This window comes from Actinotalea ferrariae CF5-4, from assembly GCF_000603945.1.
GTDB classification, from domain to species: Bacteria; Actinomycetota; Actinomycetes; order Actinomycetales; family Cellulomonadaceae; genus Actinotalea; species Actinotalea ferrariae.
The window spans coordinates 14,910-35,708 of the sequence record NZ_AXCW01000024.1 but is presented as its reverse complement, the minus strand read 5'-3'; the positions used below and the strand labels follow the sequence as shown (position 1 = coordinate 35,708).

General features: G+C 74.4%; 17 protein-coding genes and 2 pseudogenes. 8 read left to right on the top strand and 11 right to left on the bottom strand.

The annotated features are described in order from the left end of the window. The 3 genes and pseudogenes from N866_RS03985 to N866_RS03980 form a co-directional block, all read right to left on the bottom strand. A partial coding sequence (locus N866_RS03985; protein ID WP_034222934.1) for an Hpt domain-containing protein occupies positions 1–222 on the bottom strand: 222 nt, incomplete at its 3' end. A 210-nt stretch (positions 223–432) separates the two neighbouring features. Further along, positions 433–666: pseudogene (locus N866_RS22345) on the bottom strand (response regulator); the annotation flags it as partial. A 118-nt stretch (positions 667–784) separates the two neighbouring features. Beyond that, a pseudogene (locus N866_RS03980) lies at positions 785–2,917 on the bottom strand (ATP-binding protein); the annotation flags it as partial. A 400-nt stretch (positions 2,918–3,317) separates the two neighbouring features. Here N866_RS03980 and dinB point away from each other — a divergent pair. Further along, positions 3,318–4,577: a DNA polymerase IV gene (dinB, locus tag N866_RS03975; RefSeq protein ID WP_034222929.1), complete on the top strand. Its 1,260-nt coding sequence runs from the start codon at positions 3,318–3,320 to the stop codon at positions 4,575–4,577. Between the two features lie 101 nt (positions 4,578–4,678). Next, the gene (locus N866_RS03970; RefSeq protein WP_216699370.1) at positions 4,679–5,968 is read left to right on the top strand and encodes a sensor domain-containing diguanylate cyclase; all 1,290 of its coding nucleotides are present in this window, start codon (positions 4,679–4,681) and stop codon (positions 5,966–5,968) included. A gap of 53 nt (positions 5,969–6,021) precedes the next feature. On the opposite strand, the gene rpsN is transcribed toward N866_RS03970, so the two are convergent. The 3 genes from rpsN to rpmB are packed head-to-tail and all read right to left on the bottom strand — an operon-like array spanning position 6,022 to position 6,735. Next, positions 6,022–6,327, bottom strand: coding sequence for a 30S ribosomal protein S14 (gene rpsN / locus N866_RS03965; RefSeq protein WP_034222926.1), 306 nt, complete (start codon positions 6,325–6,327; stop codon positions 6,022–6,024). Between the two features lies 1 nt (position 6,328). Further along, a complete protein-coding gene (gene rpmG, locus N866_RS03960) occupies positions 6,329–6,499 on the bottom strand; it encodes a 50S ribosomal protein L33 (protein ID WP_034222924.1) in 171 nt (56 codons plus the stop codon). Beyond that, positions 6,499–6,735 (bottom strand): 50S ribosomal protein L28, encoded by a 237-nt coding sequence (gene rpmB / locus N866_RS03955; protein WP_034222923.1) that lies wholly within the window; start codon positions 6,733–6,735, stop codon positions 6,499–6,501. The genes rpmG and rpmB overlap by 1 nt, the downstream gene beginning before the upstream one ends. 126 nt (positions 6,736–6,861) lie before the next feature. Here rpmB and N866_RS03950 point away from each other — a divergent pair, with 126 nt between their 5' ends. Further along, positions 6,862–7,968: a CobW family GTP-binding protein gene (locus N866_RS03950; RefSeq protein ID WP_034222919.1), complete on the top strand. Its 1,107-nt coding sequence runs from the start codon at positions 6,862–6,864 to the stop codon at positions 7,966–7,968. A 77-nt stretch (positions 7,969–8,045) separates the two neighbouring features. Here the strand turns inward: N866_RS03950 and N866_RS03945 are convergent, their stop codons facing one another. Further along, positions 8,046–8,294: an SCO4226 family nickel-binding protein gene (locus N866_RS03945; protein WP_034222913.1), complete on the bottom strand. Its 249-nt coding sequence runs from the start codon at positions 8,292–8,294 to the stop codon at positions 8,046–8,048. A 122-nt stretch (positions 8,295–8,416) separates the two neighbouring features. Between N866_RS03945 and rlmC the strand changes: the two genes are divergently transcribed. Further along, positions 8,417–9,556 carry a 23S rRNA (uracil(747)-C(5))-methyltransferase RlmC gene (gene rlmC / locus N866_RS03940; RefSeq protein WP_034222911.1) on the top strand — a complete coding sequence of 380 codons (1,140 nt, stop codon included), beginning with the start codon at positions 8,417–8,419 and terminating at the stop codon, positions 9,554–9,556. A gap of 83 nt (positions 9,557–9,639) precedes the next feature. Here rlmC and N866_RS03935 read toward each other — a convergent pair whose 3' ends face one another. Next, a complete protein-coding gene (locus tag N866_RS03935; RefSeq protein ID WP_034222910.1) occupies positions 9,640–10,932 on the bottom strand; it encodes an MFS transporter in 1,293 nt (430 codons plus the stop codon). Positions 10,933–11,107: 175 nt separating this feature from the next. Here N866_RS03935 and N866_RS03930 point away from each other — a divergent pair, with 175 nt between their 5' ends. After that, a complete protein-coding gene (locus tag N866_RS03930) occupies positions 11,108–11,659 on the top strand; it encodes a hypothetical protein (RefSeq protein WP_034222909.1) in 552 nt (183 codons plus the stop codon). 126 nt (positions 11,660–11,785) lie between these two features. Further along, on the top strand, positions 11,786–12,700 hold the full coding sequence (locus N866_RS03925; RefSeq protein ID WP_034222906.1) for a 2-hydroxyacid dehydrogenase: 915 nt from the start codon (positions 11,786–11,788) through the stop codon (positions 12,698–12,700). Between the two features lie 91 nt (positions 12,701–12,791). On the opposite strand, the gene N866_RS03920 is transcribed toward N866_RS03925, so the two are convergent. Further along, entirely contained in the window at positions 12,792–15,563 is a 2,772-nt protein-coding gene (locus N866_RS03920; protein WP_052022353.1) for a S8 family serine peptidase, read from the bottom strand. Positions 15,564–15,744: 181 nt separating this feature from the next. Between N866_RS03920 and N866_RS03915 the strand changes: the two genes are divergently transcribed. Further along, a complete protein-coding gene (locus N866_RS03915) occupies positions 15,745–16,080 on the top strand; it encodes a DUF1905 domain-containing protein (RefSeq protein ID WP_052022352.1) in 336 nt (111 codons plus the stop codon). A 9-nt stretch (positions 16,081–16,089) separates the two neighbouring features. On the opposite strand, the gene fdhD is transcribed toward N866_RS03915, so the two are convergent. Continuing rightward, positions 16,090–16,941 (bottom strand): formate dehydrogenase accessory sulfurtransferase FdhD, encoded by an 852-nt coding sequence (fdhD, locus tag N866_RS03910; protein WP_034222898.1) that lies wholly within the window; start codon positions 16,939–16,941, stop codon positions 16,090–16,092. Positions 16,942–17,022: 81 nt separating this feature from the next. Here fdhD and N866_RS03905 point away from each other — a divergent pair, with 81 nt between their 5' ends. Further along, positions 17,023–19,404 carry an FdhF/YdeP family oxidoreductase gene (locus tag N866_RS03905; RefSeq protein WP_052022351.1) on the top strand — a complete coding sequence of 794 codons (2,382 nt, stop codon included), beginning with the start codon at positions 17,023–17,025 and terminating at the stop codon, positions 19,402–19,404. 113 nt (positions 19,405–19,517) lie between these two features. Here N866_RS03905 and fdhA read toward each other — a convergent pair whose 3' ends face one another. Then, on the bottom strand, positions 19,518–20,738 hold the full coding sequence (fdhA, locus tag N866_RS03900; protein ID WP_034222895.1) for a formaldehyde dehydrogenase, glutathione-independent: 1,221 nt from the start codon (positions 20,736–20,738) through the stop codon (positions 19,518–19,520). Positions 20,739–20,799 lie beyond the last annotated feature (61 nt).

The window sequence follows — 20,799 nt, the reverse complement described above, 5'->3', positions numbered from 1 at the left end:
CCCCCGCCCGGCGGTCGGTGCCTGCAGCAGCGCGGCGACGCTGCGGTCCGTGCGCGCCGCCACCTCCGCCGCGCGGCGCAGCCCGAGGGTGGCGACCGCCGACACCAGCGTGTGCGCCGCCCGGCGCAGCCCCTCCAGGTCACCCTCGTCCGCGGCGCGGCGCACGTCGGTGAGCAGGGTCGGGACCTGCTCGTCGAAGAGCTCGACCAGGCGGACGAGCATGGTCGTGCGCCCGCGCGGCCGGGCGGCGAGCGCCTCGACGGCCGCGACGTCGACGACGGGCACCGTCCACAGCGACGTCCCGTGGGCGCGGGCACCGATCGGTCCCGCGTCGTCGTCGGCCGGCCGGAGGTGCGCCAGGACGCGGGCGAGGGTGGCACCCAGCTGCGCGCGGTCGAACGGCTTGGCGAGGACGGCGTCCGCCCCCGCCTCCTCGCACCGCGCGAGGGCGTCGGACGAGACGTCCGCGGTGACGACGACGACGCGGACCGGCAGCGCGTCCTCGCGGAGCAGCCGGGTGGCGGTGATGCCGTCCATCACCGGCATGAAGTTGTCCATGAGGACCACGTCGGCGCCGTGCGCCCGCACGTGCTCCACGGCCTGCAGGCCGTCCGTCACGGTGACGACGTCGCGGATCCCCAGGTCCTCGAGGAAGGCCAGGAGCACCTCGCGGTTGATGTGGTTGTCCTCCGCGACGACCACCCGGGCGGACGGTGGGGGGGGCGACGGACTGCGGCTCCTCGGGGGCGGCCGACGGCGCCGGCGCGACGGTCGCCTCCACGGTCACCGTGACCGCGGTCCCGACGCCCCGCTCGCTCTGGATGCGGATGGTGCCGCCCATCGCGTCGAGGATCTCCCGGACGATCGCCAGGCCGAGGCCCGTGCCGGGTGCCTTGTTGCCGAGGCGCGGCTCGAGCTGGACGAACGGCTGGAACACCCGCTCCACGGCCTCCGGCGCCATGCCCGCCCCCGTGTCGGTCACCTCGATGCGCAGCGTGACCCGCTCGGCGTCCGCCCCGGCGAGGCACGTGCTGCGCACCACGACCTCGCCCCCCGCCTCCGTGAACTTCAGCGCGTTGCCCACGAGGTTGACGAGCACCTGCTGGAGGCGGTCGCCGTCGAGCAGGAGTGCGGCGCACTCCTGGCTCTGGACGACGAGCCGCACGCCCTCGGTCTGCGCCTGGTGCCCGTAGAGGCGGGCCACGTGGTCCACCAGGGCCCGCACGTCGGTCGGCCGGTCGTGCAGGGTGAGCAGCCCGGACTCGATGCGGGCCACGTCGAGCACGTCGTCCAGCAGGGCCCGCAGCGTGGTGGCCGCCGCCCGCATGGACCGGACGTACTGCTGGGCACGCTCCTCGTGGACGCTGTCCCCCAGCACCTCGGCCAGACCGAGGATCCCGTTGAGCGGGGTGCGGATCTCGTGGCTGACCGTGGAGAGGAACCGCGTCTTCGCGGCGTTGGCGGCGTCGGCCTCCTCCCGGGCCTGGACGAGCTCCAGCCGCGCCCGTTCCCGGGACAGCGCGCTCGCCGCCATCTCCGCGGCGGCCCGCAGCATCGCCGGCTCGGCCGGGTCCAGCGGAGCCACCTCGGCGGACCCGAGGGCGAGGACGGCCTCCAGGTGACCCTTGACGGTGATGGGCACGAAGGACGCGCTGCGCAGACCCAGCGCGGACAGGAGCTTCCCCACCGCCGGGTCGGTCGAGGGGTCCTGGGTGTCGGGCACGACGACCGTGGCGCCGCGCCCCAGGCGCTGCACCACCCCGGCAAGGCCCTCCCGGGGCACGGGCGCCCGGAAGCCGTCGCCGTCGGCCTGCGGGGCGGACCAGTGGGTCAGGGGCTCCCAGGCGGCGCCGTCGGGCATGCGGCGCAGGACTGCGGCGTGCGCGGCACCGTACGTCGTGCCGATCTCCTGGAGCGCGACGGCCAGGGTCTCCTCGACGGGGACGGCCTCGACGAACTGGCGCGAGAGGCGGGCGAGCATCGCCTCGATCTGCTCCCGGCGCTCCTGCTCGCGGCGCGCACGGAGCTCGGCGGTGAGGTCCCGGGCCGTGCCGGCGAGGCGGACGATCTGCCCGTCCTCCCCGCGGGAGAGGCCACCGGAGACCGCGACCGGGACGAGGCTGCCGTCGGGCCGGCGGAAGTCCACCTCGGCCTCGAACGCGTCCTTGCCGGCGGCTGCCGCCGCCTGGATCGCCGCCCGCAGCCGGGCGATGCCGTCCTCGTCGGCGACGTGGCGGATCAGGTCCGGGCCGGTGGCCAGCGGCACCGGGACGGGCCAGCCGAGCATCCGGTAGAACCCCGGTGGGAAGTAGCTCTCGCGCGTGACGACGTCGTGCTCCCACACCAGGTCGCTCTCGGCCCGAAGGGCCAGCTGGAGCCGCCGCTGCGCGTCGGCCGCCACCCTCCTGGCCTGCTCGAGCTCCTGCTCGCGGTGACGGCGCAGCTCCGCGTTGGCGAGCAGCTCCGCGAGGACCGCGAGGAGGTCCCGCTCCCGCTCGACCCAGTCGCGGCGCTCGCGCACCGCGTCGAACCCGACGAAGCCGAGCAGCCCCGCCTCCGTCCGCATCGGCAGGGCGATGAGCGACTGGATGTCCTGCATCGCGAGGGTCTCCTGGAGCTCCTCGTCCCCGGGCGCCATGTCCGCGACCGACGGGATCTCGAACCGCTCGCCCCGCTCGTGCGCGTTCATCCAGTCGGGGAACATGACCATCGGCACGCGCTGGAGGACGTCGATCACGGGCTCGATGCCGGGGGCGCACCACTCGTGGGAGTTCGACGTGGTCCGGTCGGTCCAGTCGTGGAGGAAGACGTAGCCCCGGTCCGCGCCGACGAACGTGGCCGCCTCGCCGAGGGCCGCCCGCACGGCGTCGTCGAGCCGGTCCAGCGGGACGTTGATGAACTCGACCGCCAGGCGCATGAGGAGGGACAGGAACCGGTCCGCATCGCCATGAGGTCCGCGTCGCGCGGCCTGCTCGGCGTCGGGTGAGCCGTGTGCTGCCGGGTCGCCGTGGGACTCGCACTCGGCCGCCTGGTCGCCGTGCGGCCCGACCACTGCCGTCGGGTCGCCGTGCGGCGCGCCCTGCGCGCCCTGGTCCGCACCACCGCTCATCGGTCCTCCTGCCCCTGCCCACGACGCCCGGCGGGCCGGGGACGACGACCCACCGACGCTCGGCCGGCGGGGACGGGCAGCCCCTGACGCGCGCGATCGTAACCACGCCGGTGCAGCGGCCGGGCGGACCCTCCCCCGGACGGCCCAGTGCTGCCGGCGACGCCTCGACCCCTCGCCACTCGAACAGGTGTTCGACTACAGTGGTGGCATGCCGAGCGAGGGCGCGACGATCCTCCATGCGGACCTCGACGCGTTCTACGCCTCCGTCGAGCAGCTGCTGGACCCGTCGCTGCGCGGTCGGCCGATCGCCGTCGGCGGGAGCGCGACGGGCGGGGTGGTCCTCGCCGCCTCCTACGAGGCCAAGGCGTTCGGCGTGCAGGGTGGGATGCCCGGCTGGCGGGCGGCGAGGCTGTGCCCGCGGCTGACGTTCGTCCGGGGGCACTTCCGGGAGTACCAGCGGCTCGGCGACGCCGCGATCGCCGTCCTGCGGGACGTCACGCCGGCCGTGGAGCGGATCTCGATCGACGAGGCGTTCCTGGACGTGTCCGGGTCGACCCACCTGTTCGGGCCGCCGGAGGTCATCGGCGCGATGATCCGCCGCCGCGTCCGGGAGGAGGTCGGGCTGCCGATCTCGGTCGGCGCGGCACGGACCAAGCACCTGGCGAAGGTCGCCTCCCAGGTCGCCAAGCCCGACGGCCTCGTCGTCGTCCGGCCCGGCACCGAGCGCGAGTTCCTCGAGCCACTGCCGGTGGGGCTGCTCTGGGGCGTCGGCCCGGTGACGCAGCAGCGGCTCGCGGACCAGGGCATCCACACGGTCGGTCAGCTGGCCCAGGTGCCGGGCAGCGTCGTCGAGCCGTTGCTGGGCACCGCCGTCGGACACCGCCTCAGCGCGCTCACCCACGACGAGGACCCGCGTCGGGTGGACACCTCCCGACGCGCCCGGACGGTGGGCGCCCAGTCCGCCCTGAGCCGGCGACGTCCCGAGCGGGACGACGTCCGCGCGACCCTGTCGCACCTGGCCGACCGGGTCGCGCGCCGGCTCCGCGAGAAGGACCTCGCCGGCCGGACGGTCACGGTCGCGGTGCGCTTCGCCGGCGACGGGCGCGCCACCCGCTCCTGGACGCTCACCCAGCCGGTGGCCGCCACGCTCACGCTGACCGAGGTCGCCGAGCGCCTCGCCTGGTCGGCCATCGAGGAGCGCGGCCCCGCGGCGGAGATCACGCTGCTCGCGGTGTCGGTCTCCCACCTCACCACCCAGCGCACGGTCCAGCTCGAGCTGGACCTGCCGCCCCAGGACCCGTGGCGGCCGGGCACCGCACCGGGCGCCGCCCGACGCGCGGTCGACGGGTCGATGGACCGCGCGCGCGCCCGCTTCGGGCGCGACGCCGTCGGATACCTGCCCGCCCTGCTCGGTCGCGCCGGCGGCGTGCCGGAGGAGTTCCGCGAGCTCGCCGAGCGCGACCTCTGAGCCCGCGGACGGAGTCGCTGGGGCGGCGGTCGGGCGACTTCACCCAGCCCTTCGCCCGCCCGGTCCTAGAGCACCAGCGGTGCGCACGTCATCATGATCCCGTGATCCACGACGAGGTGCCGCGCGAGGTGGGGCCGCTCACCACCAGCGCGCTGACGTCGGTCCAGACGGAGGCACTGCGCCGGGCCTTCGTGCACGACTTCAACTCCGTCGTCATCACCGACGGCGACCTCTCCGGCGACGGCCCCCACGTCCTCGTCTGCAACCCCGCGTTCCTCGACATGACGGGGTACCAGGAGGAGGAGCTGATCGGCCGGAACCTCCGCATGCTCCAGGGCCCGGACACCGACCTCGGGGTGATCAGCCACCTGCGGGCCTGCCTGGAGGCCAACCAGTACTTCGAGGGCGAGACCGTCAACTACCGCAAGGACGGCGTGCCGTACCTCGTGCGCTGGAACATCTCCCCCGTCTTCGGGGACGACGGCGAGGTGGAGTACTTCATCTCCGTGCAGCAGGAGCGCACGCGTGAGGCGCGGGCGATCCGCGAGCGCGAGCTGCTCCTGCGGGCGCTCGAGTCGGCCTCGGACCCCGTCCTCGTCCTCGACGCCGACACCCGCATCGTCTTCGCCAGCCACGGCTCGGAGCTGCTCACGGGCTACGACACCAGCGAGCTGGTCGGCCGCCGGCCCAACGAGCTGCACGCCGCGTTCGCCCCCGGCGCGGACGCCTCCCTGCGCGAGGCGGTGCGCTCCCGGACCGGCTACCGCTCCACGTCCCGGTGGCGCCACAAGAACGGCCGCCTCGTGGACGTGGACGTCACGGTGGCGGTCGTGCTCGAGCCGGACGGCAGCGTCGGGGGGCTCGTGTGCACGGCGAAGGACGTCACCGCCGCCGTCCAGCGGGAGCACAACCTGCAGGCCATCGCGAGCACCGACTCCCTGACGGGACTGCTCACGCGGCGCGCCGGCCAGGAGGCGCTGGACGCGGCCCAGGCCGCGGGGCGGGAGTACAGCGTCCTGCTCGGGGACGTCGACCACTTCAAGCTGGTCAACGACAACCACGGCCACCAGGTCGGCGACGTGGTCCTCCAGCGCGTCGCGGCGACCGTCCAGGCGGCCGTCCGGTCCGACGACGTCGCGGTGCGCTGGGGCGGCGAGGAGGTGCTGGTGCTCCTGCCCGGCACGGGGAACGCCGCCGCCCTGGCCCTGGCCGAGCGCCTGCGGGCGGCGATCGCCGCCCGCACCCAGCCGGGCGTGGGCCAGGTGACCATCTCGATCGGCGTCGCGACCGGCAGCCCGGGCGAGCCGGCCGACGACGTCGTCGCGCGCGCCGACACCGCCCTCTACGCGGCCAAGCGCGGCGGCCGTGACCGCGTCATGACCGGCGCCTGACAGCCGGCGACGCCCTCACGCTCACGGCCCCCTCCTCGACCGGCGGGAGCCGGTCACCAGCTGGACTTCGTGAACCCCGGTAGCTCGCCCCGAAGGGCCATCTGCCGGAAGCGGATGCGGGACAGGCCGACGCTGCGCAGGTGACCCCGTGGACGCCCGTCCACGACGTCCCTGTTGCGCAGCCGCGTCGGGCTCGCGTCGCGCGGCAGCGCGTGCAGGGCCCGCATGGCCTCGGCGCGCTCGGCCGCGGTGCGGTGCGGGTCGACGGAGGCCCGCTTCAGCGCCCGGCGCCGCTCGGCCCAGCGCGCGACGACCTCGCGTCGCTGCCGGTCGCGGACGATCCTCGACGTCTTCGCCATCTCAGCGCTCCTCGCGGAAGTCGACATGCCGGCGCACGACGGGGTCGTACTTGCGCAGCACCATGCGCTCCGGGTCGTTGCGCCGGTTCTTCCGGGTGACGTACGAGGCACCGGTCCCGGCGGTGGACCGCAGGGTGATGACGGGGCGCGGATCGGTCGTGCGGCTCGCCATCAGACCTTCTCCCCCCGGCGACGGAGGTCCGCGACGACGGCGTCGATGCCGCGGCGGTCGATGACACGGATCCCGCGCACGCTGACGCGGAGCGTGACGTGACGGCCCAGCGAGGGGACCCAGTACCGCTTGCGCTGGATGTTGGGGTCGAAGCGGCGCGGGGTGCGGCGGTGCGAGTGCGAGATCGACCGGCCGAAGCCGGGCGAGGTGCCCAGGACCTGGCAGACGGCGGACACGGAGCCTCCTGGTGGAGCGGGATCGGTCGGACGGCAGAAAACTAGGATTGATAATCATTCTCGTCAAGCCTAGAGTCGGTCCGCCCGCGCTCCCGCGCTCCCTGCCGCCCACCCGAAAGGACCGCCGTGCCTCACCGCCTGCCCCTCACCGTCCTCGCCGGCATCGAGCCCGTTCTGCGGGACCTCGCCGTCATGCACGTGCTCGCCGACGTGCCGGACGCCGTCGTCGTCCGGCACGACATCACCGACGGGCCCACGGGCGACGGCGAGCTGCGCCGCGTCGTCCAGGACGCGCGCGGCGTCCTCGAGGACGAGCGGCTCGAGCTCGAGCACGCGTGCCTCAGCTGCGCCGTCCGGGAGGACGCCCTGCCGGTCCTGCGCCGCCTCGCCGAGGAGGGGCGCTGGGGCGCCGTCGTCCTCGCGCTCCCGGTCTCCGGCGAGAGCCTCCCGGTCGCGCGCACCCTGGCTCAGCACCTGCGCGCGGGGCGGGACCTCGCCCGGTACCGGCTCGCCCCGGTGGTCGCGACCGTCGACCTCGACACCGTCGTCGAGGACGTCCTCGGCGACGACCTCCTCGACGAGCGCGGGCTCGCGCTGACCTCCGCGGACCGCCGCTCGGTGGGCGAGGCGCTGGCCGCCCAGCTCGCCCACGCCGACGTCGTCGTCGCCACGCGGGAGGGCAGCACCTGGCCGCACGCCGGGTCCGACCTGGTCGACCACCTCCGCGCGCGCGACGGCCTGCGCGTCGACGGGCTGCACGGCCTGGACCTCCCCCGGCTGCTCACCGGACGTCACGAGACCGGGCAGGGCGAGGCCCGCCTCGACCCCCTGCTCGCGACGGCGCCGCACCGCACCTCCCCGAGCGGCGTCTGGACCCTGGAGCTCACCTCGCCGCGGCCCTTCCACCCCGAGCGCTTCGTCGAGCACGTGGGCCGCCTCGGCTGCGGGCGCGTCCGGGGCCGGGGCGTGTTCTGGGTCGCGAACCGGCCGGACTCGGTCGTCGCCTGGGACGGCGCGGGCGGACAGCTGAGCGTCGGGGAGCTCGGCACGTGGGGTCGGCGCACGCCGTTCACCCGGCTCGTCCTCACCGGGACCGGGGACGAGCGGCCGGCGCTCCGCGAGGCGTTCGAGGAGATCCTGCTCACCGACGCCGAGATGCACCGTGGCCTCGGCGCGTGGCTGGACCGGGAGGACGTGCTCGAGCCCTGGCTGGGCGCCCGCAGCGTGGGCTGACCCCTCCGGCGCGACCGCCGCCCGCACCGGGGACCGGGGGGCACGGTCGGCGCACCCCCGGTCCCGGGCAGGACGGGTCAGGCCTCGACGGGGACCGCGAACACCTCCGTCGGGGGGTGACCGGCGCGCTCGTGGATGCGCTGGACGGCCCCGGCGTCCGGCGCATCGGAGAGGCACCACACCGTGCCCGAGTCCGGGTCGGCCCAGGCGTGCTGGAAGTCCACCCCCTCCTCCGCCTGGATGTCGAGGTCGGCCTGGTGCGCCGCGTGCAGCGCCTCGGGCGTGATGCCGTGCATGCCGTGGTGGACGTCCATGAACCTGGGCACGGAGAGCCTCCTGGGGTCGGACCGACGCGGACGCGCCGATGCAGCAGGTCTACGCCTGAACCCGGGCGCAGGGAAGACCCGGCCGCGGCGGCTCCCGCCGCCGGTCGGCCTACACTCCGCGGGTGCAGTGCCACTACTACGACGCGGCGCTGTGCCGGTCCTGCACGCTGCTCCCCACGCCGTACGCCGAGCAGGTCGCCGGCAAGGAGCGCCACTGCCGCACGCTCCTCGGCGACCCGGCCGGGCTCGCCTGGTTGCCGCCCGTGCTCAGCCCCGAGGCCCGGTTCCGGAACAAGGCGAAGATGGTCGTCGCCGGCACGGTCCAGCAGCCGACGCTCGGGATCCTCGACGCGGACGGGCACGGCGTCGACCTGCGCGACTGCGCCCTGCACTCCCCCGGCCTGCACGCGGCGCTGCCGGCCCTCGCCCGCGTCGTGACCGGCGCCGCGCTCACCCCGTACGACGTGCCCGCCCGCCGGGGCGAGCTCAAGCACCTGCTGGTGACCGAGTCCCCCGACGGCGAGCTCATGGTGCGGTTCGTGCTGCGGTCGACCGAGGCGGTGGCGCGGCTGCGCAAGCACCTGCCGGCGCTGCGTGCCGCCCTGCCGCGCGTGCGCGTGGTGTCGGTGAACGTCCAGCCCGAGCACAAGGCCGTCCTGGAGGGCGAGCGCGAGATCGTGCTGACCGCGGACGAGACGCTGCCGATGCGCCTGGACGCCGTGACCCTCCACCTGCGGCCGCAGAGCTTCTTCCAGACGAACACCCCGGTCGCCGCGGCCCTGTACCGCCAGGCGCGGGACTGGGTCGACGCCGCGGCGCCGTCGTCGGTGTGGGACCTGTACTGCGGTGTCGGGGGCTTCGCGCTGCACGTCGCCGGCCCCGGGCGCGACGTCGTCGGGGTGGAGGTGAGCACCGAGGCGGTCGCGAGCGCGCAGCTCTCGGCGAGCGAGGCGGGCCTCGCCGGGGCGGCGTTCGTCGCCGACGAAGCGACGGCCTTCGCGCTGCGCACGCAGCCGCACGAGGCGCCGGATCTCGTCGTGGTGAACCCGCCCCGGCGCGGCATCGGACCGGAGCTGGCGGGCTGGCTCGAGGCGTCCCGCGCGCGCCACGTCGTGTACTCGAGCTGCAACGCTGTCACCCTGGCGCGGGACCTCGCCGCGATGCCGTCGCTCGTCCCGGTCCAGGCCCGGGTGCTCGACATGTTCCCGCAGACGAGCCACTACGAGGTCGCCGTCCTGCTCGCCCGGCACGCCGTGCCCTGAGCGGACGAGCCGGACGGCGGCTCCCTCGCTGACCGCGAGACGCGAGGGGCGGGGCGGGCTGCCGCCGACGACGACGACGACGGTCAGCCGGCGCCCGGGGCGTCGGGCCTTGGTGTGCTCGAGCCCCCCGGGGCGTCGGGGATGGTGAGGGCGTCGTCGGCGTGGGCGACGTGGCGCAGCTGGCCCCACAGCAGGACCACGAACACCACCGAGCCGGCGAACGCGAACCAGAACGGGGCGGTGACGCCCCAGCGCTCCGCGAGCACCCCGCCGATCGCCGATCCGACGACGAGGCCCCCGAACACCCCGACCAGGTTCACACTGCCGACGCGCCCCTGGAGCTCGAGGGGGACGGCCCGCTGCCGGATCGTGGTCGACGTCGTGCCCCACACGAAGGCGTGGAGCCCGAAGACGAAGAAGATCGGCAGCGCCACCCACGGGCTCCGGGCCAGCGCGAGTCCCAGGTGGGTGAGGGTCTCGATGACCAGCCCCGCCCGCATGAGGTTGCCCAGGCTCACCCGGCGGGTCAGCCACCCGTACGCCGCGATCCCGACGATGCCGCCGACGGCGCCGACCGTCGTGAGCAGGCCGTACCCGATGGGACCCAGCCCGATCCGTTGGGTCGCGTAGAGCACGAGGACGGACCAGGCGGCGCCGAAGGTCACGTTGAAGACGAAGATCGTGATGACGAGGGTCCGCACGGCCGCGTGGTGGCGCACCCACCGCAGGCCGTCGGCGACGTCGCGCCGGACATGGCTGCGCGGCGCCCGCTCACGACCGTGCGGGGGCAGCGAGATCCGGGACACCAGGACCACGCTCAGCACCATGACCAGCGCCTGGGTGGTCCACGGCCACATCGTGCCGAGCGCGAACAGCGCTGCCCCGATCGGCGGCCCGGCGAGCTGGTTGACGGTCGCGAACCCCGCCTGCAGGCGCGCGTTGGCCAGCGCCAGGTCCTGGCGGGCGACGAGCGTCGGCAGGAACGTCTGCGCGCTGTTGTCGGCGAACACCTCGGCGCTCGCCAGGAGGAACAGCGTCAGCAGGACGACCGGCACCGGTGCCTGGCCCGTGAGCAGCAACGTCGCCAGCACGAGGAGCACCGCGACCCGGACGAGGTTGACGGTGATGACGATGCGGCGGCGGTCGAGCCGGTCCGTGAGCACGCCGGCCGGGAGGCCGAGCAGGAGGGGCGGCAGCCACTGCAGGCCTGCCGCGAGCGCGACGACCCGGGCGTCGTCCGTGAGCGAGGCGACGAGGAGCGGCCCGGCGGCGAGCGCGATGCCGTCGCCGAGGTTGCTCGTCCACGACGAGCCCATCAACCAGCGGAAGTCCGTGCCGAGGCGCCGCGGCAGCACGACCTCGACGAGAGCGCTCACAAGGGCGAGATGCTACGCCCCGCTCCGTGATCACCTGAGCGGCACCTGGCCGGACCTCGGTCGCTCTCGCTCCCCCAGATGCGCTCATGAAGACCTCGACGCACGGTGGAGGTCGCGCGGCGACCCGTCGCGTCCGCACCTCCCGCGCTCCGACGAGACCCTTGGGGGATCACTCATGAGCACGAACACCGTCATCCGCTCGCTGCACGACCTCGGCGCCGCTGCCTGGTTCGGGGGCAACCTCATGGGGGCCGTCGGCCTCAACGGCGCCTCGAAGGTCGTCTCCAACCCGACGGACCGCCTCAAGACCGCATCGGCCGGCTGGGGCAAGTGGGCACCACTCAACACCGCCGCGATCGGTGCGCACCTCGTGGGTGGCGCCGGCCTCCTCTGGGCGAACAAGGACCGCCTCGCGATCCAGCAGGGCGTGGGGGCCAGCACGATCGCGAAGCTCGCGCTCACGGCCGCCGCCCTGGGGACCACCGCGTGGAGCGGCGCGCTCGGCGCGAAGCTCGCCGAGGCCGGGGACGCCCCCGCCGAGGGCGCTGTCACGCCGTCGGCCGCGACGCCCGCGGACGTGGCCAAGGCGCAGAAGCAGCAGAAGGTGCTCCAGTGGGTGACCCCCGCGCTCGTCGGCTCGGTGCTGGTGCTCAACGCCCAGCAGGGCGAGCTGCAGAAGCCCGAAGAGGTCAAGCAGGGCATCCTGGCCAAGCTCGCCCGGCGCTGAGCGCGCCGAACGGGGCGTCCGCGCCCGGAGGAGCTGACGGCCCGCCCCCACGGGGCGGGCCGTTCGGTCCTCCGGCAGGGACCCGACCCGTGCGGTCGGGCCCGGACCGGGCGGCATGATCGGGCCATGACCACGCACCCGACCGTCCTCACGCCCTTCCCCGTCGAGGCGGACGGCGCCGAGGTCGTCGTCTGGGACGGCGGCCCGCTGCCGGCCGACGACGTCCTGGACCGCGTCGGCCTCTTCGTCGTGCCCTACACGTTCGCCCCCTGGGCGACGGACCCCCTGCGGCGCGGCCTGCCCGCCCTGCGCGCGGTCCAGTCCCTGACGGCGGGGGTCGAGCACCTGGCCCACCTCGTCCCGCCGGGCGTGGACCTCTGCAACGCCCGGGGCGTGCACGACGCGAGCACCGCGGAGCTGGCCGTCGGTCTGACGATCGCCTCCCTGCGCCGGTTCGACGAGGCGGTGCGGGCCCAGGACGCCCACCACTGGGCCCACGCCCGGCACCCCGCGCTCGCCGACCGACGCGTCCTCGTCGTCGGCTGGGGGTCGATCGGCCAGGCCGTGGGCCGCCGGCTGGCGCCGTTCGAGTGCGAGGTGGTCCCGGTGGCGAGCCAGGCCCGGAGCGAGCCGGACGGCACCGTGGTCCACGGCATCGACGAGCTCCCCGACCTGCTGCCGACGGCGGACGTGGTCGTCCTCGTCGTCCCGCTCACCGCCGCGACGCGGCACCTCGTCGACGCGCGGTTCCTCGCGGCGCTGCCCGACGGCGCCCTCGTGGTCAACGTCGCGCGCGGTGCGGTCGTCGACACCGACGCGCTGCTCGCCGAGCTGGCCACCGGGCGGCTGCGCGCCGCCGTGGACGTGACCGACCCCGAGCCGCCGCCCGCAGGCCACCCGCTGTGGGACGCCCCCGGGCTGCTCCTGACGCCGCACGTCGGTGGGAACACCACCGCGTTCGAGCCGCGGGCACGCCGGCTGGTCCAGGCGCAGGTCCGGCGCTTCGTCGCCGGCGGGCCGCTGGAGAACGTCGTGCCGTGAGGTCCGCGGCGGCCTCCGGCGGGGGTCCGACGACAGGAGGCCCGGACGGTCTGCACCGTCCGGGCCTCCTGGCTCCGCTCAGCCGGTCAGGTCATCGACCCGGCCGGTCGACCGTGAAGGCCGGGCTCGTCCACGTCTCGACGTGCGCCGGGTTCGCCGGGTCACCGAGCGCCTTGAGCGCGGTCACCTCGAGGACGTAGACGCCGTCGGGCAGGGTGATCCGGCCCTTGCCGCTCGTCTTCGCGAGCGTGCCGTCCCAGGTGCGGACGCTGAACCCGCCGGAGTCGCGCCCGACATGCTCCTCGACGCCCACCAGGGACTTCGCCCCGCGGACCTCGCTGGGCGTCGCCGTGCCCGGGAGCACCCGGTAGGCCCGGATGGTCAGCGACTGCAGCGGGTGCTCGACGTGCGTGAGCACGCTGGGCACGTCGCCGTCGACCATCGTGAAGACGGCGCCCTCACCGGCGACGTCCCACTCGCCCCCCGCGACACAGCCCACGCCGATGAGCCGGTCGCACGCGGTGAGCGACGCCAGCAGCGGGAACGGGGTCGTGCCCAGGTCCCCCAGCGCCTCCAGGCCCTGGTAGTCCCCCGCGAAGCCGGCGAAGGGCACCCCGAGGACGTCGTCCTCGGTCGAACCCTCGACCGGGGTCAGCCGCAGGTAGCCGCCGTACTGGACGAGGTCCAGCCCGGCGTCCGGTGCGATGGACACGACGAGCTCGGCAGACCCACCGGCGGGGACCGTGAGGGTCGCCGGCATCTGCACGTCGCTCGTGCCCAGCGTGAAGCCGGGCGCGTCCGGGTTGCCCCCGGTGGAGATCGCGTCCTCGAAGGACGTCGCGTAGGTGACGTCGGCCTCGCCGTCGTTGGTCACGGTGAGGGTGCGCTCGACCGGCCCGCCCTCGCTCTCCCCGAGCGACAGCTTGCCCGGGGTGACGCGCGTGTCGGCGAGGATCGCCTCGTCGACCTGGATCATGCCTGCGCCCTGCCGGTGGACCGGCTCGAGGAAGCCGAGGCGGCGGTTGAGCGACCAGACGGCGGGCTCCGCCGAGTTCTGGAGCAGGTCACGCACCTCGGTCGCCCCCAGGTCGGGACGCGCCTCGAGCAGGAGCGCCACGGCGCCCGCGACGTGCGGCGCCGACATCGACGTGCCCGAGAGGGTGGCGTAGCGGCCGTTCTCCAGGGGATACGTCGAGTAGATGCTGCCGCCCGGGGCACCCAGGTCGGGCTTGAGCTGCAGGTCCGCCGTCAGGCCGTAGGAGCTGAAGCTCGAGACGAGGCCACCGGTCGGGTTCTGCACGCTGCCGACCTGGTCCGTCCACGTCAGCGTGGCGCCGTCCGCCGTCGCCGCGGTGAGCGCGGCGCCGTCGGTGTTCGTCACGGCGACGACCGGGATGGTGATCGGCACCGCGCCGGCCACGCTCGGGCTGAACATCCCAGGGACGTTGTTGTAGAGGACCACGGCCGCGGCGCCGGCCTGCTGGGCCCGGAGCGCCTTGGCGTAGAAGGTCGGGTCGCAGCCGGGGTAGGCGGCGGAGGCGCCCCGCTCGATGAGGACGGCCGCCCCCGCGACCAGGTCGGCCGGGACGGCCTCGCAGCTCCGCGCGGCCGCGGTGCCCGGGGCACCCAGGGCGACGAGGGGCAGGGAGCCCGACGTCGGCGGCTGGGGCGCACCAGCCCCCGGGCTGTAGGCGACCTCACGGCCGTCGACCTCGAGGACCTGCGCGGTCACGGCGGTGTTGTCGAAGGAGGCGACGCCGATGACGTCGTCGCCGACGCCGGGGGCACCGGCCGACCACGTGCCGGAGGCGCCGCTGTTGCCGATCGAGGCGACCATGACGACGCCCGCCGCCACGAGGTTGTCGCTCGCGACGGCCGTGGGGTACTCGGGCCAGCTCTGGAACGCCGCACCGAGGCTCTGGTTGACGACGTCCATGCCGTCGGCGAGGGCCCGCTCGAGGGCGGCGACGATGATGTCGCTCGTCGTGGAGCCCTCGCAGCCGAACACCCGGTACGCGCCGAGCTCCACCTCGGGCGCGACGCCGCGGACGCCCCCGGCCGCCGTGTCGCCGTTCGCGCCGACGATGCCGGCGACGTGGGTGCCGTGGCCCTGGCAGTCGTCGGGGTCGCCGTCGGGCGCCGGCACCGGCTGGTAGCCCGGCGAGCTGTCGTCGGCGTTGAAGTCGTCGCCCACGAAGTCGTACCCGGCGACCACCCGCGCCGAGGGGAACGCGGTCGTGCCGTCGGTGCCGCTGCCGCCGAAGTCGGGGTGGTCGGTGTCGATGCCGGTGTCGACGACGCCGACGCGGATCCCCGCGCCGGTGTGGCCGAGCTCGCTCTGCGCGACGTCCGCACCGGTCATCGCGAGCGCGGTGAGCATCTCCGGCTCGAACGACGACGCCTGCTGCGGCGCGTCCACCTCGAGCACGGGGTGCACCGCGGCGACACCCGGCAGGTCCGCCACGGCGGCGACGTCGTCGTCGTCGATCCGGGCGGAGACACCGCTCCACAGGCTGGAGAAGCGCTGGCGCACCTCGACCGGGATGCCCTGACCCTTCGCCTGCGCGAGGAACGCCTCCTGCGCGCGCCCGACGGCGGCCGCGGAGCCCCCGCGCGAGGTGGGCCGCGGCTCGAGCTCGACGAACCACGCTCCGGTCGGCGAGGTGGCGTACTCCTGGGTGAGGTCCGGCGTGCCGGTCGGCACGGCCACGCCGAGGTCGGCGGCCGAGCCCAGGTCCTGCGGTCCCGACTCGGCGGCGACGGCGAACGGTGTGGCAGTGCCGGCGAGCAGGAGGGCGGTGGCGCCGAGTCCGGCGCAGAGCCGACGGCGCCTCGTCGCGCCCCCGGTGTCCTTCTGTGTCATGTGGTGCTACCCCTTTGTGCACGGCGGGCCGTCGGTGTGAGCGGTCCCGGGCGGCACACACTACGCCAGAAGGGTGATCAGGTGTGACCCGTGTCACGGTAGAACCGTGCCAGTCACACGAGCCGGTCCTCCAGCGGGCCCGCCGGCCGAGGTGTCGGTGGTGTCGGGCACCCTTGCGCGTGTGGACGACACCAGCGCGCCCGGAGCGGCCCGGCCCACCTACGAGTTCGAGTCGCCCGTGTGGGTGTGGGACGCCCGCAAGACCGACACGTGGACCTTCGTCAGCGTCCCGGAGGCGCAGGCCGACGAGATCCTCGACCTGGTCGGGACGCGGGCACGGGGGTTCGGCAGCGTGCGGGTCGAGGTGACCGTCGGCGGTTCCGTCTGGCGCACGTCGCTCTTCCCGGACAGCCGCGCCCGCACCTACGTCCTGCCGGTGAAGAAGGCCGTGCGCGCCGCCGAGCGGCTGGAGGCGGGTGCCACCGCGCGCGTCCGGATCACGATCCTGGACGTGTGACCGGCAGACTCAGGGCACGACGCGGTCGGCGCGGCTGTAGACGTTGAGCGCGTCGCCCCGGTTGAAGCCGACCACGGTCACGCCGAGCTCCTCGCCCAGCTCGACCGCCAGGGCCGACGGGGCGGACACCGCGGACAGCACCGGGATCCCTGCCATCGCGGCCTTCTGCACGAGCTCGAAGGACGCCCGCCCCGAGACCTGCAGGACCGTGCGGCGCAGCGGCAGGCGACCCGCCAGCAGCGCCCACCCGACCACCTTGTCCACGGCGTTGTGCCGGCCGACGTCCTCCCGGACGCACACCAGCGTGCCCTCGGCGTCCGCGGCGGGCCGGCCCGGATCCAGCTCGAGCAGTGCCGCCGCGTGCACCCCGCCCGTGCGGCCGAACACCTCCTGCTGGGACCGGAGCCGCGCGGGCAGACCGAGGAGGGTGCTCAACGGCACCGAGACGTCGTCGGCCGCCGGGTCGAAGCGGCTCACCGTCCGGACCGCCTCGATCGAGGCGGTCCCGCACACGCCGCAGCTGCTCGTCGTGTAGACGTGACGCTGCCGCGACCCGTCGGGCAGCGGCACGCCCGGGGCCAGGCGGACGTCCAGGACGTTGCGGTCCCGCTCCCCCGCCGGCGTCACGCCGGCGCGGTCGTCCATGACCAGGACGTCGTCGGCCGCACCCAGGACGCCTTCCGAGACGAGGAAGCCCGCCGCGAGCTCGACGTCGTGCCCCGGGGTGCGCATCGTGACCGCGTAGGACCGGCCCGCGACGTGGATCTCGAGCGGCTCCTCCCCCGCGAGCACGTCGGCCCGCTCCCGGACGCCCCCGTCGGCCGAGAGCCGGCGCACGCGCCACCGCTTCGTCATCCGCATCCCCCCAGCCTGGACCACGCGGCACCGTCGCGCCGTCGCGTGCCGGGTGCCCGCGCCGACGCCCCGGCCTAGCATGGACGGATGGCGACGACGCCCGCAGGGGACCCTGTCCGGCCCGACCCCCACCCGGCCGAGCATCCCGACCAGGACCTGGACCGGCCGGGCCTGAAGGTGGGTCGACGCAAGCGCACCGCGGCGGGCGTGCCGGGGGTGACGACGGCGATGCAGCACGCGCTGCGGGAGATGGGCCCCGTCCGCACCGTCAGCGGCCTGCTCCGGATGAACCAGGCCGACGGCTTCGACTGCATGAGCTGCGCCTGGCCGGACCCGAACGCTCCGGACCGCAGCCACGCGGAGTTCTGCGAGAACGGCGCCAAGGCGCTGGCGTCGGAGGCGACCCGCAAGAGGATCCGGCCCGAGTTCTTCGCCGAGCACTCGATCGACGACCTCTACGAGCACGACGACCACTGGCTCAACCGGCAGGGCCGGCTCACCACGCCGATGCTGCGCGAGGACGGGGACACCCACTACCGGCCGATCACCTGGGAGGACGCGTTCGACCGGATCGCCGCCCAGCTCCGCGCGCTGGACAGCCCGGACGAGGCGGCGTTCTACACCTCGGGCCGCACCTCCAACGAGGCCGCGTTCCTCTACCAGCTCCTCGTCCGCGGCTACGGCACGAACAACCTGCCGGACTGCTCGAACATGTGCCACGAGTCCTCCGGCGAGGCGCTGGGCAAGACCATCGGCATCGGCAAGGGCTCGGTGACGCTGCACGACGTCGAGACCGCCAAGCTCATCCTCATCGCCGGCCAGAACCCCGGCACCAACCACCCGCGGATGCTCACCTCGCTGGAGAAGGCCAAGGAGCAGGGCGCGCGCATCGTCGCCATCAACCCGCTGCCCGAGGCGGGCCTGACGCACTACCGCAACCCCCAGCGCGTCCACGGCATGCTCGGCCGTGGCACCCGCATCGCAGACGTCCACCTCCAGGTGCGCCTGGGCGGGGACCTCGGCGTCTTCCAGGGGCTGGGCAAGGTGCTGCTCGAGGCGGAGGACGCGGGCCGTCGCTCCCTCGGGCTGACGTCGGTGCTCGACCACGGCTTCGTCGAGCAGCACACGGTCGGCCTCGAGGAGTACGCCGCGAACCTGCGCGCGACGCCGTGGAGCGACCTCGAGGAGGCCACGGGCCTCACGGAGGCGCAGATCCGCGAGGTCGCCGAGATGCTGCTCGACTCCGACCGGACGATCGTCGCCTGGGCGATGGGGCTGACGCAGCACAAGCACGCCGTGGCCACGATCAAGGAGATCGTCAACCTGGTCCTCCTCCAGGGGAACCTCGGGCGTCCCGGCGCGGGTCTGCTCCCGGTGCGCGGCCACTCCAACGTCCAGGGCGACCGCACCATGGGCATCTTCGAGAAGATGCCGCAGCCGTTCCTGGACCGGCTGGAGGCGGAGTTCGGGTTCGCCAGCCCGCGGGAGGCGGGCTTCGACACCGTCGACACCATCCGCGCGATGCGGGACGGCCGCGTGCGGTTCTTCCTCGGCATGGGCGGCAACTTCCTCAAGGCGGCGCCGGACACGGCGGTCACCGAGGCCGCACTGCGCTCGTGCGCCATGACGGTGCAGGTCAGCACGAAGCTCAACCACTCCCACCTGGCCCCCGGGCGGACGGCGATCATCCTCCCCACGCTCGGCCGCTCCGACCTGGACGTGCAGCGCACGGGCCGGCAGCGCGTGACCGTCGAGGACTCGATGTCGATGGTCCACGCGTCGTCGGGCCACCTGCAGCCGCCCGCGAAGGACCTGCTGTCGGAGATCGCGATCGTGTGCCGGCTCGCCCGCGCGCTCTTCCACGACGCCGACGGCACCCCGCGGCCGGGGAGCCCGCAGGCCGACTGGCAGGCGATGGAGGACGACTACCGCCTGATCCGCCGGCACATCGAGGCCGTCGTCCCGGGCTTCGTCGACTACGAGCGGCGCATCGACGACCCGGGCGGCTTCCGCCTGCCGCACGGACCCCACGACGTCCGCACCTTCGAGACGACGAGCACCAAGGCGCACTTCACGACGACGCCGCTGTGGTGGCCCCGCACGCCGCCCGGCCGCCTGCTGCTGCAGACCCTCCGGTCCCACGACCAGTACAACACCACGGTCTACGGCCCGGACGACCGGTACCGCGGCATCCACGGCGGGCGGCGCGTGGTCCTGGTCAACGCCGCCGACCTGGTCGAGCTGGGGTTCGCCGACGGCGACGTCGTGGACCTCGTCTCGGAGTTCACCGACGGCGTCGAACGGCGCGCCGAGGCCTTCCGCGTCGTCGCGTACGACACCGCGAAGGGCTGCGCCGCCGCCTACTTCCCGGAGACGAACGTGCTGGTCCCCCTCGACTCGACGGCGGACGACTCGAACACCCCCACCAGCAAGAGCGTCGTCGTGCGCCTGGAGCGCCGGGCCGCCTGACCGGCGACGGCGAGCCGCCCGCCGAGGACCGTGAGCCCGGACGACAGCGAGCCCCGACGACAGCGAGCCCGGACCTGCCGGTCCGGGCTCGCTGCTCCCGCTGCGCTGGGACCTCAGGCGGCGCCGAGGTACCCGTTCGGGTCGAGCACGTACTTCTTCGCCGCGCCCGCGTCGAACTCGGCGTAGCCCTCGGGGGCCTTGTCGAGCGTGATCGGGGTGGCCTTGACGTTCTTCGCGATGCTCACCCGGTCGTGCAGGATCGCCATCATCAGGTCGCGGTTGTACTTCATCACGGGGCACTGGCCCGTGGTGAAGGACAGCGACTTGGCCCAGCCGGTGCCCAGGCTGAGCGACAGCGAGCCCTTCTGGGCGGCCTCGTCGATGCCACCGGGGTCACCCGTCACGTACAGGCCGGGGATGCCGAGCGCCCCACCGGCCTTGGTGATGTCCATGAGCGAGTTGAGCACCGTCGCCGGCGCCTCGTGGCTCGCGTCCTGGCCGTGGCCGCGGGCCTCGAAGCCGACCGCGTCGACGCCGCAGTCCACCTCGGGCACCCCGAGGATCTCCGCGATCTGCTCCCCCGGGTCGCCCTTGGACACGTCGATGGTCTCGCAGCCGAAGCTGCGGGCCTGGGCGAGCCGGTCCTCGTTGAGGTCGCCCACGATCACGACGGCGGCGCCCAGCAGCTGTGCGCCCGTGGCAGCGGCGAGGCCGACCGGTCCCGCACCGGCCACGTAGACCGTCGCGCCGACCCCGACGCCGGCCGTGACCGCACCGTGGAAGCCCGTCGGGAAGATGTCCGAGAGCATGGCGAGGTCGAGGATCTTCTCCATCGCCCGGTCCTTGTCCGGGAACTTCAGCAGGTTCCAGTCGGCGTAGGGCACGAGCACGTACTCGGCCTGCCCGCCGACCCAGCCACCCATGTCCACGTAGCCGTAGGCGCTGCCCGGACGGTCGGGGTTCACGTTGAGGCAGATGCCGGTCTTGCGCTCCTTGCAGTTGCGGCAGCGGCCGCAGGCGATGTTGAACGGCACCGAGACGAGGTCGCCGACCTTGATGAACTCGACGTCCGAGCCGACCTCGACCACCTCGCCGGTGATCTCGTGGCCGAGCACGAGGTCGGTGGGCGCGGTCGTCCGACCGCGGACCATGTGCTGGTCCGAGCCGCAGATGTTCGTCGCCACCGTCTTGAGGATGACGCCGTGGTTCACCTTGCGGCCGACGTTGGCGGGGTTGACGCCGGGCCCGTCCTGGAGCTCGAAGGTCGGGTAGTCGACGTCGATGACCTCGACCTTGCCCGGACCCTTGTACGCGATAGCGCGGTTTCCTGACACGGACGATCCTCCTTGACCGTCATGGACCGACCCCTGCTGGACGGCCCGGTCCTCCCACCCT